Source organism: Massilia sp. GCM10023247 (assembly GCF_042653325.1).
In the GTDB taxonomy this organism is placed as follows: domain Bacteria; phylum Pseudomonadota; class Gammaproteobacteria; order Burkholderiales; family Burkholderiaceae_D; genus Telluria.
This window is the reverse complement of sequence record NZ_JBHSIB010000009.1, coordinates 254234-269789: the sequence shown is the minus strand read 5'-3', so window position 1 is coordinate 269789 and position 15556 is coordinate 254234. Positions and strand designations below refer to the sequence as shown.

The following is a 15556-nucleotide window of genomic DNA, read 5'->3' as shown; positions in this document are numbered from 1 at the left end:
CTCCGTTTGTCACGATCGCCATCCACCGCGGGGCTGCTTCAGGGGTGCTTACCTCGGCACTGCGACTTGGTCGGTGTTGGCCCTAGCACATGAAATTCGAAAACAAGCTGAAAGTCGCCGCCGGCGCGATCATCCTCGTCATGTCGACCGTGGCGGCATTGCCGATGTTCGTCAACCAGCAGGTGACGACAGCGATGGCGGAGCTGCGCGGCGCATCGGCGATCGGGCGCTTGCAGTTGACCCTGCTGGAACAGCTGCTCAACGCCGAGACCGCCCAGCGCGGCTTCGTCATCACGGGCGAGGAACGCTTCCTCGCGCCCTATCACACGGCAGTGAACGCCATCCCCGCCACGCAGGAGGCCTTGCGCCGCCAACTGACGGGCCCGGAGGAGCTGGCGCGCGCCGCCGCGATCGAGCAGGCCGCCGCCGTCAAGATGGAGACCGTCGCGCGGATTATTGCCCTGCGCCGCACGCAGGGTTTCGACGCTGCGGCGGCGTTCACCAGTGCCGGCACCGGCAAGGCGCAGATGGATGTACTGCGCCAGCTGATCGGCCAGGAGCTGGCGATCGACGCGCAGCGCCGCCACACGCTCAGCGAGCGGCTGCTGGCGACGTCCAGGCTGGCGGCCAAGGCCAGCCTGGGGGCGACGCTGACCAACATCCTGTTCCTGGTTGCCGTGCTGGTCGCTGCCGGGCGGGTCCTGCGCCAGCGCAATGCGGCCGAGTACAAGGCGAGAAAGGCGGCCGAGCAGGCGCGTGTGACCGGCGAACGGATCTCGGTGCAGAACGCCCTGCTCTTTCGCAGCGCCGAGCTGATGCACTCGCTGGAGCTGGCCGAGACGGTCGACGAGTCGGCCGGCATCATGGCCAGCTACCTGCCGCGCCTGCTGCCCCGGCTCTCCGGCTGCCTCTACCTGTACAACAATTCGCGGGACGTGCTCGAGCGCAAGGCGGGCTGGGGCAGCTTCGCGGACGAGCCGGAACTGATCGAGGCGCTCGACTGCTGGGCCTTGCGGCGCGGCCGTGCGCACCAGTACGACGGCGACAAGGGCCTGGCCTGCCGCCACGCGGGCCAGGCCGGCGTTCCCCGCCTGTGCCTGCCGCTGGTGACGCAGGGCGACGTGATCGGCTGCCTGACCGTCACGGGCGCCAGCCTGCTCGAGGGCGCCGAGGACCAGCGCGCCTGGATCGGCCAGCTGGCCGAGCAGCTGGGCCTGGCGCTGAGCAACGTGCGCCTGCGCGTGTCGCTGCGCCAGCAGTCGATCGTCGACCCGCTCACCCAGCTCTACAACCGGCGCTACATGGACGAAGTGCTGAAACGCGAGCTGGTGCGTTCAAGCCGCAGCGGCACCCCGCTCAGCGTGCTGGTGCTCGACCTGGATCACTTCAAGCGCATCAACGACACCTATGGCCACGAAGCGGGCGACGCCGTGCTGCGCAAGGTGGCGCAGACGCTGCGCGAGAACATCCGCTCCTGCGACGTGGCCTGCCGCATGGGCGGTGAAGAGATGGTGGTGCTGCTGCCGGAATGCGGCATCGAGAACGCGCTCAAACGCGCCGATGCGATCCGGCTGGCGATCGCCGCCGGCCAGGTGCTGCACGACGGCCAGCGCATCGCGGCGACCGCGTCGATCGGGGTCGCCTCGTATCCGCAGCACGGCAACGACATGCAGGGGCTGGTGAATGCGGCCGACCTGGCGCTGTACGAGGCGAAGCACGGCGGGCGCAACTGCGTGCGGGTGGCTAAGCAGGCGGCGTCCATGCCGCAAGACGGCGCGGAGGGCGGCTAGTCCGCCTGCATCCGGTCCAGCAACTGCAGCGAGGCCCTGTCGCTCATCACCAGCACCAGTTTCAGGCGCGCGCGCGTCATGCCGACAAACAGCTTGCGCAGCACGAGATCCGTCATCTCCTCGAAATCGATCTCCGTAAAAATCAGCGCCGGCGCCGACTGTCCCTTGAAGCGATATACGGATTCGGCCAGCAAGCCGCCCTCGCGGAACACCGGGTTGCCGAACAAATCGTATTCCCCGGTGAACGAGCGCAACGTATGGGCGTCGCTCAGCTTGTCCAGGTTCAGGATGGCCGATTTTTCGCGCCCGCGGAACGAGCAGATGGCGATGTCGTGGCGGCCGAAGCCGGCTGCCAGGCAGGTCGTCACCGCGCGCCGGGTCTGCGCCAGCATCGCCTCGACGTCGCCTTCCGGATAGGTCAATTCCTCGATGTCGGCGCCCTTGAAAGGGCTGCCCGCCTCGACCGGCTCGCGCGCGGCGCCGATCGATTTGAGCATCTGCACGATCTGGCGCGGGCTGCGGTAGTTGGTGTCCGAATGCAATTTGACCCAGCCCGGCAGCTGCACCATCTGGCGTCCGTACAGGTTCTGGTCCGGGTCTTCCAGCCAGATTGCGCGTCCCCCTTCTTTCAGCATGCCGAGCACGATGTCGCGCCAGGCGCTCGAAAAATCCTGTCCCTCGTCGACGATCAGGACGTCAAATTGCCAGGTTTCCGGCAGGGCGACTTCGGCCAGCGCGGTTTCGATGTCGTGCCAGACCTCGGGCGAGGAATAGTCCGGGGTCACGTCCTGGGCGCGCATGTAGGCGTCGCACATCATGTGGAAGGTCGACACGCGCCCGCCCGGCGGCACCAGGCGCTCGATGTGGTCGGCCAGCGGCCGGTTGAAGCAGACGTAGAGCGGGCGCAGGCCGGCGTCGATGGCGGCCTGGTATTCGGCCAGCGCCAGTTGCGTCTTGCCGCTGCCGGCCGTGCCGACCACGCGCAGGCGGAATGGCGCAAATTCCAGCCGCCGCGCCCAGGTCGCCAATCCGCCGGACAGGCGCGTCACCATCTGCGTGGCCGAGCCGATCATCGAGCTGGGGTCGGGGCGCAAGCTCAGGGTGTCGCCGAGGAAGCGCGTGATCTTGTCGAAGTCCTCGGTTTTGTCGGTGATCGGCAGCGCCTCGCGGATCACCCTTGCCAGCCGTCCTTTGTTGGTCGCGTCGATGATGTGGCGCGGGTCGATCCCGGCCAGGTTCGGGTCGCGCACCGTGTAGTCGGGGCAGTACAGCACGTAGTCGATCGACAGTTCTCCCTGGTAGCGCCGGGTCAGCCCCTCGATCGTGTGCAGGATGTGGGCGCGGATCTTGCGGGGCTTACCCTGGAAATTCTTCAGCAGTCCATCCCGGGTTTCGTTGAGGAAGCCGGCCACCTGCTCGATCAGCAGCATGCGCCCGTTGGGGGCGAGCACGATGAAGTCGACGTCGCCGTACACCGAGAAGCCGGCCTCGACGTTCGTCCAGTGCACCCCGTGGTAGATGTGATAGGGCGTGTCGGAGAGGCGCTGCTCGAGCAGGGCCAGGGTTTCGATCTCGCGCGCTGCATTCCCGGTGACGGACATCTCGCGCCAGCCGGCAGGATGGATTTGGGCCATGAGGTTCGGAAAATGCAGATAGTAGGTTAGCAAGATTGTAAGGCCGTTCAGGGGAAGTAAACACACTGTTGAATGCGGCGTGCGTAGCGGCGGCATGGGGAGTGCGTTCCGGGTCATCCAAGGTGGAGTCGGGAGCGGTTCGCCGCCCGCTCCACCCTACGGAGTTGCGCTGGATACACATGGGCCATGCACCAGGCTCGGGTTTGATGCCTGCGGGAACTGCCGAGTTGCCATTGGTGCTAGACTGCTCGCGCTGGCGTGGCCGGGTCGATCGGCCGCCGGCGTCGATCAACAAGCGGACCCACGAAGCCGACCTACCTGCCAGCCCGATGCGCGATTCAGACTCGTCCCTGTTCAAATACATCACTTCCAGCGCCATCGTCACCGCCACCTGCGTGCTGGGCTTGCTGTACTTCGGCCGCGACGTGCTCCAGCCGCTGGCCCTCGCTTCGATCCTGAGCCTCGTGCTGGCGCCGCTGATCCGCGGCCTGCGCCGGGTCGGTTTCGGGCGCCTGCCCGCCACCCTGGTGTCGGTGCTGCTGGCCGGCACCTGCGTGGTGGGCGTGAGCACCATCCTCGCCTTCCAGCTGGTCGCCGTCACGGCCGACCTGCCCCAGTACCGCGCGGCGATCCGCTCGAAGATCGAGCGGGTGCGCGAAGTCACGGAGCGTCCGTTCGCCCGCCTGGAGGCCGAGCTGAGCGCGGTGGCGCCGCAGCAGGCGCTGCCGCCGCTACCGCCGGTGACGGTCAAGCGCGGCACCCTCAGCACCGGCGCCAACCAGCCGCTGCCGGTGGAAATCCGCGCGCCGCGCGCCACCACGCGCGACACGCTGGCGCGCCTGTTCGCGCTGGCCTGGGGACCGATCGGCGAGGCCGGCCTGGTGCTGGTGCTGCTGGTCTTTATTTTGCTCGAACACGAGTCGCTGCGCGACCGGGTGATCCGGCTCGCCGGCCAGGCCGAGATCAGCCGCACGGTGCGCGCCCTGTCCGACGCCACGCGCGGCGTGTCGCGCTTCTTCCTGTCGCAGTTCGTCGTCAATTTCACCTTCGGGGCGCTCACCGGCATCTTGCTGTGGGCCTTCGGCGTGCCGCACGCGGCATTGTGGGGCGCCCTGAGCGGCCTGCTGCGCTTCGTGCCCTACCTCGGCATCATGGTGGCGGGCGTGCTGATCGCCATTTTCGTGGCCGCGATCGACCCCGGCTGGACCCTCGCCCTGTCCTGCCTGGCGATGTTCGTCGCGCTCGAACTGGTGGTGGCGCACGTGGTCGAGCCGAAGGTGTACGGGCACAGCTCCGGCCTTTCTCCGCTGGCCGTGATCGTCTCGGCGCTGTTCTGGGGCGCGATGTGGGGCCCGATCGGGCTCTTGCTGTCGACCCCGCTCACGCTGTGCCTGGTGGTGGCCGGACGTCACGTGCGCGCGCTCGAGCCGGTGACGATCCTGCTGGGCGACGTGCCGAACGTGAACGTGGCCCAGCGCTTTTACCAGCGTGTGCTGGCCGGCGAGCGGCACGCCATCATTTCCGATGCCCGTTCCTATCTCGGCCGCCACAGCTTTGCACGCTACTGCGACCAGATCCTGCTGCCGGGCATTGCCCTGGCGACCACCGAAGGACGCAGCGGCCAGATCGACACCCAGCAGGAAGCGCGCATCCGCAGCACGATCGCGGACGTCGCCGCCACGCTGACGCCGATCTCGGGCGCGCCGGCGCGCAGGAAAGGACGCGTCTCGCTGCTCGACGCCAACGTCGGCGCGCACCTGCGCAAGATGCGCGAGGAACGCCTGGGCCGCTGGCAGGGCTCGCTCGACGTGCCCTCGCATTCGGTGGTGCTGTGCGTGGGCCTGGGCACCGAGCGCGACGACCTGCTCAGCGAGTTGCTGGTGCGCGCCCTGCGCGAGCTGGGTGTCGATGCGCGCAGCGCGGTGCTCGGCCCGGACCAGGACAATTCCGGCCCCGACAAGGCCGACCTCGTCTCGACCGTGTTCCTCAGCTATCCGGTCGAAGCCACGCTCGAACAATGGCAGCGCGTGGCCGACGAGCTGCGCGCGAAGCTGCCGAACGCCTTGCTGGTGACGATCCGCCTGCCCTTCGGCGAAGCGACGGTCAGCCAGACGGCCGTGCAGGAGCACGTGGACATGGTGCTGCGTTCGTTCGAGGAAAGCTTGGCCTTCGTGGTGCCGGAGCGCGCCGCCCAGGGTTGAGCAACTCCCACCCTGTTGCAGTTTTACCAAGCCTTGTACGGCAACGCTTGTATTGCCTGCCATGGCTCCGCTACCCTGCTGGCATGACCTACCGCCTCGCCATCTTCGATTTCGACGGCACGCTTGCCGACTCGTTCCCGTTCTTCCTGAGCGTTTTTAACGAGATCGCCGACCAGCACGGCTTTCGCCGCATCGACCCGGCGCAAGTCGAGCAGCTGCGCCACATCGGCACCCGCGACATGATGCGCCACGTCGGCATGCCGGCCTGGAAGCTACCGCTGGCCGCCGCCAGCTTCAAGACGCTGATGAGCCAGAACACGCACCGCATCCGGCTGTTTCCCCAGGTCGACCACGCCCTGCGCGAACTGGCGCGCGGCGCGATCGGGCTGACCATCGTGTCCTCGAATTCGGAAGACAACGTGCGCCGCGTGCTGGGGCCGGACCTGGCGGCCCTGATCAGCCAGTACGAGTGCGGCATGTCGATCTTCGGGAAGACCGCGCGCATCCGCAAGGTGCTGCAGCGCGCCGCCGTCGCGCCGGGTGCCGCCCTGTACATCGGCGACCAGGAAACCGATGCCCTGGCCGCGCGGCGGGCCGGCGTCGCCTTTGCCGCCGTGCACTGGGGTTACGCGCCGATCGAGGCCTTGCGCAAGGTCGCGCCGGAACATGAATTCGATTTGCCGGGCTCGCTGGCGGCGATCGCGACTCTGCAGGCGAAACGGATCGAACGACCGTAGGGTGGGCTCCGCCCACGCGTTCGACGAGCGTCTGCTCAACTCGGGCATATGCAGCGACTACTCATCCGATGGTCGAACGCGTAGGCAGGGAACCTGCCTACCCTACGCCGTTCGCAAACGCCCAGCTCACCCCTTCACGCAGACGATCTGCTTGAGGGTATGCACCACCTCCACCAGTTCGCTCTGCGCGCGCATGACGGCGTCGATGTCCTTGTACGCCATCGGGATCTCGTCGATCACGCCCTCGTCCTTGCGCGACTCGACGCCTTGCGTGGCGCGTTCCATGTCGACGCGGGTAAACCGGCGCTTGGCCTCGGTGCGGCTCATGATGCGCCCGGCGCCGTGGCTGCAGCTATTGAAACTGTCCGGATTGCCCTTGCCGCGCACAATAAAACTCTTGGCGCCCATCGATCCCGGAATGATGCCCAGCTCGCCCGCGCGCGCCGACACCGCACCCTTGCGGGTGATCATCACGTCGCGGCCGAAGTGGCGTTCCTGCTGCACATAGTTGTGGTGGCAATTGACCGCTTCGACATGGGTCTCGAAGGGTTTCGTGATCACGCCGCGCACTGCGCGGATCAGGTTCTGCATCATGACTTCGCGGTTGACCCGTGCGAACTTCTGGGCCCAGCCGACGGCTTCCACGTAATCCCGGTAGTGCTGGGTGCCCTCTTCGAGGTAGGCAAGGTCGGCGTCGGGCAGGTTCACCATGTGGCGCCGCATGTCCTGCTTGGCCAGCTCGATGAAATGGGTGCCGATCGCGTTGCCGACGCCGCGCGAGCCGGAGTGCAGCATCAGCCACACGAACCCTTCTTCGTCGAGGCAGATTTCGACGAAATGGTTGCCGCTCCCGAGCGTGCCGAGGTGCTTGTAATTGTTGGTGCCGCGCAGTTTCGGCCACTTGCGGCACAGGGCGTCGAACTCGTCCTTGAGCGTGGCCCAGCCGGCATCGACGGGCGGCGGCGGGTGGTCCCAGGAGCCGACGTCGCGTCCGCTGGCCTTGCGGGTTTTCGGCGACATGCCGTGCGGGATGGCCTGCTCGATGGCGCTGCGCAATTTACCCAGGCTGTCGGGCAGGTCCTGCGCCCGCAGCGTGGTTTTGGCCGCCATCATGCCGCAGCCGATATCGACCCCGACCGCGGCCGGGATCACCGCGCCCAGCGTCGGGATGACGCTGCCGATGGTCGAGCCTTTGCCGATATGCACGTCGGGCATGACGGCGACATGGTGGTACACGAAGGGCAACTGCGCCAGCTTGGCAAGCTGCTCCTTCGCACCCGCTTCGACGGGCACGCCGCGGGTCCACATCTTGACGGGTTTGGCGTCCGCGGCGCCGAGCAGTTCGTAGTCGGGCTGTTTCATCTGGATGCTGGTTGAGAAGACAACGGTTTCATGATCGCCGAATTCGCCGATCGGCGGAGTCCGGGAGAATGCTTGGCGCCCGTGGCGCCGATACCGCTCAGTTGCACGGCGAGAACGGGGCGTTCTATACTGGCCCGGGGCGCCGCACCTGCCGCGCCGAACATCGGAACCCTGCATGCGTAAACTTCTTCTGCTCGCCCCCCTGCTGCTGGCCGGCTGCGTCGATGACTCGGCCACGTATTATATCGACGGCAATGAGCACGCCTTGACGCTGCGGGCGGTGCAAAACTGGTTCTGGAAGAAGGACGTCACACTCGAACTGGTCGCGGCGCGCATGCCGGACTGCCAACGCCGCATTGCGCTGGGAGAATTGCCGATCGGGGAACTCGAGCTGGAACTGTTCGCCTCCGGCGAGAACGAGTACACCCTGCGCGCCGGCGACCAGGCCTGGCGCGTCGACACCCAGGACTGCAGCGAGCTGGAGGCGCCCGAGCAGGTGACCGGGCAGCCGCTCGGCGTGTTTCACCTCGACGACAAGAAGGAATTGATCTTCGAGCCGGCGGTGGCGGAAAAACCGCCGGCCTGATTCAGGGACGCAACCAGCCGCGCGCGATCGGGGCCGCCAGCACGCGCCGGTAGACGGCTTGCATCAGCGCGGCCATTGCGCGCGCCACCGCCTGCCCGCGCCCGCTGTTGGCCAGGACCGCGGCCAGGCCCGACACCACCAGGGCGCACACCATGTCGAGGGGCCAATGCACGCCGAGGTAGACCCGTGACCAGCACACCGGCAACGACAGCGCCAGCAGGGCCACGCCGAAGCGTTGCGCCTCGCGCAGCCGGCACAGCGTCAGCGCAAGCGCCACCGACAGCATGCTGGTGGCGTGATCGCTGGGGAAGGAACTGTCCGGCGCGTGGTCGAGGAAGGTCTGGCCGATCCCGACGACGAAGGGACGCGGATAGAACCACAGCAAGCCGATGATCTTGCTCAGCGTGAGCGCAATCACGGCGGACAACAGGGCGCGCACGGCCGCGTCGCGCTGCGCCGGCACACCATTGGTCCACATCAGCACCAGCCCAAGCGGCACGATCATGATCAGCCACTCGGCGGCAAAGAGGGCGCCATGCAACTGCCAGCCGGAGAGGCCAGGCGCGGCGTTAATAAGCGAAAACAGCGAGTGATTCAGGGCGTCGAACATGGCTTGATGCAAAAGAGACAATGCCTGAGCTTAGCCCAGCCGTTCGGCACGCACGGTTTGAAATCGCAACAAATTGTGACAGGAGGGGCCGCGTCGACGCCATTCTCTGCTTGATGTCAGATCAATGTTCTGAAGGCAAGTAGATATGATGCAACCGCGCAACGCTGCAAGGGCTCCGCGAGCGCGCAGCCGATCCGGTCCCGACCGGGACACGCCCTCACCGCGGCCGCATCAGCCGGTGCAACTGCGCCAGTTCGGGTTCGCGCCCCAGCTTCTCGAGCGTCTGCTCGAGCAGCGTGTGCTGGCCGTCACGCACCATCGTCCACTGGGTGAAATATTCGTGCACGGTGCGCCATGGCGGAAAGTCGCGCGGCAAGCTGCGCCATGCCCCGCCGGTGTGCAGGAAGTACAGCACCGCGCAGTACACGTCGTAGAGGTCGTGCTTGCGCGGGCGCGTCTTGCGGCGCGCCGCCTCGAGCATGTCGCGCACGAGCTCGAATTGCTCGCGTGGAATGTCACTGGGGAATTCGGGCCTGGCCATGTCGTTCGCCCCAAAATCCCTTTGAGGCGAAGTTTATGAACAGGTTCCCGGCGGGCGTGCGCGCGCCCTGCGGCCAGGGTGGAATCAGTCGCGCGCGAGGGCGAGAAACTCGGTCCGCAGCGCCAGGTTCGGCTGCAGTTCGCCGAGCATGCAGGAGGTGATGGTTTCCTCGCCCTGGGTGCGGATGCCGCGGCTTTCCATGCACATGTGGCGGCATTTCACCACGACGCCGACGGCTTTCGGTTCCAGCACTTCCATCAGCGCGTTGGCGATCTGCATCGTCATGCGCTCCTGCACCTGCAGGCGCTTCGAGAAGATGTCGACCAGGCGCGTGAGTTTCGACAGGCCGACGATTTTCCCGTTTGGCACATAGCCGATGGTGGCCTTGCCGAAGAAAGGCGCCAGGTGGTGCTCGCAATGGCTGTAGACCGGGATGCCGCGCACCACGATCAGCTCGTTGTATTGCTCAGCGCCGTCTTCGAAGGCCTTCAGCACCTCGACCGGATCCTGGCCGTAGCCCGAGGTCCAGTGCTTCCAGGCTTTGGCAACCCGCGCCGGCGTTTCGTGCAGGCCGGGACGGTTCGGATCTTCACCGAGGCTGGTCAGCAGACGACGCCAGTCGTGTTCGGTGAATATTTCTTTGTCAGACATGGGAATCCTAAAAATGCGCCCGCGAGCGTCTAATCAAACCTCCATGGCAGCGTTGCATCGTCTCGCCCTACTCTCGGACTGTCTTCGACGACGCGCTTGCCCTGAAGGCCTGCTGAGGCACTCAAAAAATGCGCCTAAAAATGCGATTGCCGCCAGTATATAGAAAATGCGCGGAAGCGACCGGCCGCTGCCCTTTTCTTGAGCAAACCGGACTCATCAAAAACACCCTTGCGCTAGCGTGAACGAGGACCCTAACCCCTGGAGGCGGCCTATGTTCGGAAGCTCGGTACTGGAATTGGCAATCGGATTGACGTTCTGTTACGGCACGGTGGCGCTGATCGTCGCCACCGTGCAGGAAGCGCTGGCGGCGGCCTTCCGGCTGCGCGCCAACACGCTGCTGGCGGGTATCAAAAGCATGCTCAACGACCCGCGCTTCGAGGCGCTGGCGCAGGCCGTGTATGCCCATCCGCTGGTCAATCCGCACAGCAACGGCAACACGCTCGACGAGCGCGCGCTGGCCAGCCGGCCGTCGTATGTCGAGCCGGCCCACTTCGCGATCGCCCTGATCGACAGCATCCAGCAGGTGCCGGGCGACTTCGCGCGCCTGCGCGCCGATATCGATGCCATCGCCGATCCGCAGGTGCGGCGCGCGCTGCAGGGGCTGCATGCGCGCGCGGGGGGCGACCTGGAGCGTTTCCAGCGTTCGCTGGCAAGCTGGTTCGACAGCGCCATGCAGCGCGTCTCGGGCAGCTACAAGCGGCGCCAGCTGCTGATTTCGTTCCTGCTGTCGCTGCTGCTGGCAATCCTGTTCAACATCGACAGCATCGCCCTGTTCCAGGCCTTGTGGCAGCAGCCGCAGCTGGCAGCCCACATCGGGGCCGTGCCCGGCGCGCTCGACGCCCAGACCCTGCGCCAGCTGCTCGCCATGCCGATCGGCTGGACCAGCTTCCCGCCGGTACTCAACAGCGCGTTCGCGCTGCAGGCGGCGGGCTGGATCGTGACGGCCGCGACGACCCTGTTCGGCGCGCCGTTCTGGTTCGACCTGCTGCAGCGCGCGGTGCAGTTGCGCGGCACCGGCGCGCGGCCGGACGATGTGGTGCGCGCCCAGGCGGCGGTCGAGGTGCGGACCGGATCAGAGATACCGGCCGCTATCAGGCAGTCCTAGGAGTAGACTTAGGGCGCCTAACAAAACTGTCAGGGCAAGGCGCTGCGCCGAAGACAGTACGAGGGTACGGCGAGGCGCTGCAACGCCGCCATGGCGGTTTTTTAGGCGCGCTTAGCGTCCGGGCGGCCGGTGCGCGTCGACCAGCACGCTCGAGACCGAGACCTGCGGCACGCGCTCCGGCCATTCGTCGTTCGGGCCGAACCAGCGTGCCTCGGCGATCTCGCTCGGGTCGACCCGGATCTCGCCCCCCGCGTACTCGGCCGTAAAGGCGATCATCAGCGAGTGCGGGAAAGGCCATGACTGGCTCGCGAAATACTGCAGGTTCGTCACCTGCAGCCCGACTTCCTCGTAGACCTCGCGGTGGATCGCTTCCTCGATCGATTCGCCCGCCTCCAGAAACCCCGCCAGCGGCGTAAAACGCTTCGACGGCGAGGCTATGTGCATCGCCAGCAGCACGCTGTCGCCCTTGCGGATCAGGACCATCATCGCCGGCGAGATGCGCGGATAGGCCAGATGCCCGCAATGGCCGCATTTGAAACTGCGCTCGTGCGCCACGCGCGTCATCGGGTGCGCGCAGGCGCCGCAGAAGCGGTGCGTGCGCGCCCATTCCGCGACCTGCGCCGCGCGTCCGGCCACGCCCATCATCGGCTCTTCCCACTCGCCGAAAAACAGCGAACGCAGCCCGCGCCAGGCATAGCCCTCCGGCACCGCGTCGGTCTCGCGCCAGCCGGCCTGGCAATAGCGCTCGCCCAGCAGTCCGACCGGCTGGACATGGGCGGGATCGAGGCCGAGCGCGGCCAGCGCGGCGGCGTCCGGCAAGGCGAGGTCGTGCTCGCGCACGAGCAGGCGTCCGCCATGGAACAGGAAGGTCAGCGGGTCGGGATGCGCCTGAGGCGCCATCAGCGGGGTGAAGGTCGGGGGCGTGCGCAGCATGTCGGTAGCGGTTGAAAGCAGGTGGTCCATCATACCGCGAGCCGGCGCCCCGTGTCCGCCGCCTGCCTCAACGAGCCCGGCAGCAGCGGGCATTCCGCCCTCGCCTCTGACTCCCAATGGCGCGCCAAGTTTCGCCATTTCGCCGTCGACCGGACCTGCATCATGCGCGTGCGGCAGTCCGAACTATTCATCCCGCGTGGCGCTCAAAGTGCTGACTGGATCGCCCCATCGCTGAACAAAAACGAGGAGATGACGATGAACGACGCGCCCGTTGTGCTCGGCATAAACCGCACCCAGGACGCCAGCATTTGCCTGATGCACGGTTCCGATCTCATGTGGGCGATCCAGAAAGAACGGCTCACGCGGCACAAGCACCACTGGGGCAAACCGGGCGACCTGCGCCGCCACTATCTTCCTTCGCTGCCCGGGCTCGAGCGGCCGATCGACGTGCTGGTCGAGTGCTTTTCGTCGGACGCCGAAATCGATTCGCTGCCCGACTACGAAGCCGAGCTGGCGGACACCCTGGTGCTGGCGCCCGGCTGCCGGCGCGCGCGCATCTCGCACCACCTGGCGCACCTGTACAGCGTGTTCCACCCATCTCCGTTTCGCGAGGCGGCCGTCATGGTCGTCGACGGCCAGGGCAGCCCGGCCGCCGAGTTCACCGAAAGCTGGAGCGGGGCCGCCGGCGTGCCCGGCGACTGGCGCGAGGTGTCCTCGTTCTATACGGCGACCCGCGAGCAGGTCGCCTGCATCGGCAAACAGCTGTGGGACCGCGACGACACCCGCCTCGTCGGCCTGGGCATGTTCTATTTCCTGCTCACCCAGGCCTTGTTCCCCGGAGAGGGCAACGAAGGAAAGGTCATGGGGCTGGCACCGCATGGCGATGCGCGCGCGCTCGGCTTGCCGCCGCTCGCGGTCGACGGCTGCCGCGTGACCATTCCTGCCGCCTGGCGCAGCCTGCTGGCCGAGCGCGCGCGCTTCCGCTACGGCATGCCCGGCGTTGGCTTCTCCGACTGCGCCAACCTGGCCGCGGCGGGCCAGCGCGCGTTCGAGGACGCGCTGCTGGCCGTGGCGCGCTGGCTGCACGAGACCACCGGCATGACGAACCTGTGCTTCGCCGGCGGCACCGCGCTGAACTGCTCGGCCAACGAGCGTCTGCTGCGCGAGACACCCTACCAGGGCCTGTTCATCCCGCCGGCGCCGAGCGACGCCGGCACCGCGCTCGGCTGCGCGCTGTACGGCCTGACGGAACTGGCCGGCCAGTCCTGCGCGTACCGCTGGCGCCACGACTACCTCGGGCCGGCGCCGCGGCCGGGCGACATCGCGGCCGCGCTGGCCGATGTGCCCGACCTGATCGTCGACCGTTTCACGAGCCAGGACCGCCTGCGCGAACGCATGCTCGACCTGCTGTGCGCGCGCAAGGTAGTCGCCCTGTACCAGGGACGCAGCGAATTCGGGCCGCGCGCGCTCGGGCACCGCAGCATCCTGGGCGACCCGCGCCGCGGCATTGTCCGCGACTGGATCAATGCCCGGGTCAAGCAGCGCGAATGGTTCCGCCCGCTGGCGCCGGTCGTGCTGGCCGAGCACGCGCATGCCTGGTTCGACCTCGCCGGCCCCTCGCCGTTCATGCAGTTCGCCGCCCCGGTACGGCCCGGGCGCGCCTGCACCGTCCCCGCGATCACCCACGTGGACGGCACCGCCCGCCTCCAGACCGTCGGCCCCGACGACGATCCGCTGCTGCGCGCGCTGCTGACCGGCTTTGCCGAACGCACCGGCGTGCCGGTATTGCTGAACACCTCGTTCAACGGCAAGGACGAGCCGATCGTCGAAACGCCGGCCCAGGCGGTCGCCTCGTTCCGGCGCATGCCGCTGCATGCGCTGGCGATGCCGCCCTACCTGGTGCGCAAGCGCACCGAGCCGGAGCTGCCGGAATGATCAACGCCTATCCCGGCCGCGCCAGCGTGCTGCCCGGCGAGCGGCTGGTGCTGCACGTCGCCACCGACAGCCCGCGCTTTCGCGTCCACTTCTACCGCTGGCGCGACGGTTTCGAGGCGCTGCACAGCTCGTCGTGGCTGGCGGGCGAGCGCGCGCGCGAACGTGGCGCCGGCGACGACTGGGACTGGCCGGCCTATGAATTCGCGGTGCCGGCGCACTGGAGCTCGGCGGTGTACATCGCCCATCTCGAGGAAGCCGGCGGCAGGGGACCACTTTCGCTCGCGCTCGACGCCGGCGCGGCCCTGTTCGTCGTGCGCGGACAGCGCGGCGCCGGCCGGCCCGGCAACCGCCGGAGCGGCCTGCTCTACAAGCTGCCGCTGGCCACCTACCACGCCTACAATTTCAGCGGTGGCGGCTGCTACTACTGCAACCCGCCGCCATCGAAAGACCCGCCAGGCGCGCGCGTGTCGCTGTGCCGGCCCGGCGGGGGCATCGGCGGCCCGACCTGGGGCGCGCCCGACCATTACGACGCCACCTCGAGCCGCCAGACCTTCGCCCATTGGGACGCGCGCTTCATCCGCTGGCTGGTCCGCCAGGGCTATACGCCGGAGTTCTGCACCGACCTCGACATCCACGCCGATCCGGAGCTGCCGCTGCGCTACCGGCTGCTGGTGTCGGCCGGACACGACGAATACTGGACCGAGCCGACGCGCAACGCGCTGGAGGATTTCGTCGCCGCCGGCGGCAACCTCGCCTTCTTCGCCGCCAACCTGTGCTGGTGGCGCGTGCACCTGGTCGACGCCGGCCGGGCACTCGCCTGCCACCAGGGCGGGCCGCGCGGCGCCTTCGACCACTGGTGGCCGGCGCACGGCGCCGGGCGCCCCGAAGACCGGCTCGCGGGCGTCAGCTACCGCCACGGCGGCGGCTGGTGGGACGGCGCGCGCCACACCTCCGGCTTCATCGTCCAGCAACCGGACCACTGGGTATTCGAAGGCACCGGCCTGGCCCGCGGCGCCTCCTTCGGGGCCGACACCTGGCCGCCGCTGGCCGGCTACGAATGCGACGGCGCACCGCTCGACACCTTCGACCGCGCCAGCGGGACGGCCACCCTGTCGGCCTGGGCCGACGAGGGCGGCACGCCGGACGCCTACCAGCTGCTCGCCGCCTGCCCCCTCGACCGGCGCTGGCAGGAATTGCCGCCGCGCGAGCGCCACGCCGCAGGCGAAGGCGTACACGCGGCCACGCTCGGCCTGTTCGAACGGGGCGGCACGGTCTTTTCGGCGGGCACGACCGACTGGGCGCAAGTGCTGGCCGACGGCCGCGACCGCCGGGTCGAACGCATTACCCGCAACGTGCTGGACCGTTTATTGCGGCATTGACACCACCGGTTCATCGGCTCATCGGCTCTCTG

Annotated in this window: 12 protein-coding genes and 1 pseudogene; 7 read left to right on the top strand and 6 right to left on the bottom strand. The window is 67.8% G+C overall.

Annotated features, from left to right (window positions below):
* The first annotated feature begins 89 nt into the window (after positions 1-89).
* Positions 90-1790: a diguanylate cyclase gene (locus ACFPAH_RS09060; RefSeq protein ID WP_379743892.1), complete on the top strand. Its 1701-nt coding sequence runs from the start codon at positions 90-92 to the stop codon at positions 1788-1790.
* Here the strand turns inward: ACFPAH_RS09060 and ACFPAH_RS09055 are convergent.
* On the bottom strand, positions 1787-3424 hold the full coding sequence (locus ACFPAH_RS09055; protein WP_379743890.1) for an ATP-binding domain-containing protein: 1638 nt from the start codon (positions 3422-3424) through the stop codon (positions 1787-1789). The genes ACFPAH_RS09060 and ACFPAH_RS09055 overlap by 4 nt on opposite strands.
* A gap of 329 nt (positions 3425-3753) precedes the next feature.
* Between ACFPAH_RS09055 and ACFPAH_RS09050 the strand changes: the two genes are divergently transcribed.
* Both ACFPAH_RS09050 and ACFPAH_RS09045 read left to right on the top strand, forming a co-directional pair.
* Complete coding sequence (locus ACFPAH_RS09050) at positions 3754-5625, top strand: AI-2E family transporter (protein ID WP_379743888.1); 1872 nt, start codon at positions 3754-3756, stop codon at positions 5623-5625.
* A gap of 83 nt (positions 5626-5708) precedes the next feature.
* Positions 5709-6362 carry an HAD hydrolase-like protein gene (locus ACFPAH_RS09045; protein WP_379743886.1) on the top strand — a complete coding sequence of 218 codons (654 nt, stop codon included), beginning with the start codon at positions 5709-5711 and terminating at the stop codon, positions 6360-6362.
* Between the two features lie 126 nt (positions 6363-6488).
* On the opposite strand, the gene ACFPAH_RS09040 is transcribed toward ACFPAH_RS09045, so the two are convergent.
* A complete protein-coding gene (locus ACFPAH_RS09040) occupies positions 6489-7724 on the bottom strand; it encodes an RtcB family protein (protein WP_379743884.1) in 1236 nt (411 codons plus the stop codon).
* A gap of 175 nt (positions 7725-7899) precedes the next feature.
* Here ACFPAH_RS09040 and ACFPAH_RS09035 point away from each other — a divergent pair, with 175 nt between their 5' ends.
* A complete protein-coding gene (locus ACFPAH_RS09035) occupies positions 7900-8310 on the top strand; it encodes a hypothetical protein (protein WP_379743882.1) in 411 nt (136 codons plus the stop codon).
* A 1-nt stretch (position 8311) separates the two neighbouring features.
* Here ACFPAH_RS09035 and ACFPAH_RS09030 read toward each other — a convergent pair whose 3' ends face one another.
* The 3 genes and pseudogenes from ACFPAH_RS09030 to folE form a co-directional block, all read right to left on the bottom strand.
* Entirely contained in the window at positions 8312-8920 is a 609-nt protein-coding gene (locus tag ACFPAH_RS09030; RefSeq protein ID WP_379743880.1) for a phosphatase PAP2 family protein, read from the bottom strand.
* A 265-nt stretch (positions 8921-9185) separates the two neighbouring features.
* Positions 9186-9461, bottom strand: a pseudogene (locus ACFPAH_RS09025) (transposase); the annotation flags it as partial.
* A gap of 84 nt (positions 9462-9545) precedes the next feature.
* On the bottom strand, positions 9546-10112 hold the full coding sequence (gene folE, locus ACFPAH_RS09020) for a GTP cyclohydrolase I FolE (RefSeq protein WP_379743878.1): 567 nt from the start codon (positions 10110-10112) through the stop codon (positions 9546-9548).
* Between the two features lie 307 nt (positions 10113-10419).
* On the opposite strand from folE, the gene ACFPAH_RS09015 reads away from it, so the two are divergent.
* Positions 10420-11277, top strand: coding sequence for a hypothetical protein (locus ACFPAH_RS09015; protein WP_379743876.1), 858 nt, complete (start codon positions 10420-10422; stop codon positions 11275-11277).
* A 111-nt stretch (positions 11278-11388) separates the two neighbouring features.
* On the opposite strand, the gene nudC is transcribed toward ACFPAH_RS09015, so the two are convergent.
* A complete protein-coding gene (gene nudC, locus ACFPAH_RS09010) occupies positions 11389-12210 on the bottom strand; it encodes an NAD(+) diphosphatase (RefSeq protein ID WP_379743971.1) in 822 nt (273 codons plus the stop codon).
* A 255-nt stretch (positions 12211-12465) separates the two neighbouring features.
* On the opposite strand from nudC, the gene ACFPAH_RS09005 reads away from it, so the two are divergent.
* Both ACFPAH_RS09005 and ACFPAH_RS09000 read left to right on the top strand, forming a co-directional pair.
* Entirely contained in the window at positions 12466-14145 is a 1680-nt protein-coding gene (locus ACFPAH_RS09005) for a carbamoyltransferase (protein ID WP_379743874.1), read from the top strand.
* Positions 14142-15524: a N,N-dimethylformamidase beta subunit family domain-containing protein gene (locus ACFPAH_RS09000; RefSeq protein WP_379743872.1), complete on the top strand. Its 1383-nt coding sequence runs from the start codon at positions 14142-14144 to the stop codon at positions 15522-15524. The genes ACFPAH_RS09005 and ACFPAH_RS09000 overlap by 4 nt, the downstream gene beginning before the upstream one ends.
* Positions 15525-15556: the final 32 nt, after the last annotated feature.

What these genes read in the sequence shown, in the direction of transcription:
- ACFPAH_RS09060 (WP_379743892.1), top strand. Translation starts at nt 90, where the DNA reads ATGAAATTCGAAAACAAGCTGAAAGTCGCCGCCGGCGCGATCATCCTC.
- ACFPAH_RS09055 (WP_379743890.1), bottom strand. Translation starts at nt 3,424, where the DNA reads ATGGCCCAAATCCATCCTGCCGGCTGGCGCGAGATGTCCGTCACCGGG.
- ACFPAH_RS09050 (WP_379743888.1), top strand. Translation starts at nt 3,754, where the DNA reads ATGCGCGATTCAGACTCGTCCCTGTTCAAATACATCACTTCCAGCGCC.
- ACFPAH_RS09045 (WP_379743886.1), top strand. Translation starts at nt 5,709, where the DNA reads ATGACCTACCGCCTCGCCATCTTCGATTTCGACGGCACGCTTGCCGAC.
- ACFPAH_RS09040 (WP_379743884.1), bottom strand. Translation starts at nt 7,724, where the DNA reads ATGAAACAGCCCGACTACGAACTGCTCGGCGCCGCGGACGCCAAACCC.
- ACFPAH_RS09035 (WP_379743882.1), top strand. Translation starts at nt 7,900, where the DNA reads ATGCGTAAACTTCTTCTGCTCGCCCCCCTGCTGCTGGCCGGCTGCGTC.
- ACFPAH_RS09030 (WP_379743880.1), bottom strand. Translation starts at nt 8,920, where the DNA reads ATGTTCGACGCCCTGAATCACTCGCTGTTTTCGCTTATTAACGCCGCG.
- folE (WP_379743878.1), bottom strand. Translation starts at nt 10,112, where the DNA reads ATGTCTGACAAAGAAATATTCACCGAACACGACTGGCGTCGTCTGCTG.
- nudC (WP_379743971.1), bottom strand. Translation starts at nt 12,210, where the DNA reads ATGCTGCGCACGCCCCCGACCTTCACCCCGCTGATGGCGCCTCAGGCG.
- ACFPAH_RS09005 (WP_379743874.1), top strand. Translation starts at nt 12,466, where the DNA reads ATGAACGACGCGCCCGTTGTGCTCGGCATAAACCGCACCCAGGACGCC.
- ACFPAH_RS09000 (WP_379743872.1), top strand. Translation starts at nt 14,142, where the DNA reads ATGATCAACGCCTATCCCGGCCGCGCCAGCGTGCTGCCCGGCGAGCGG.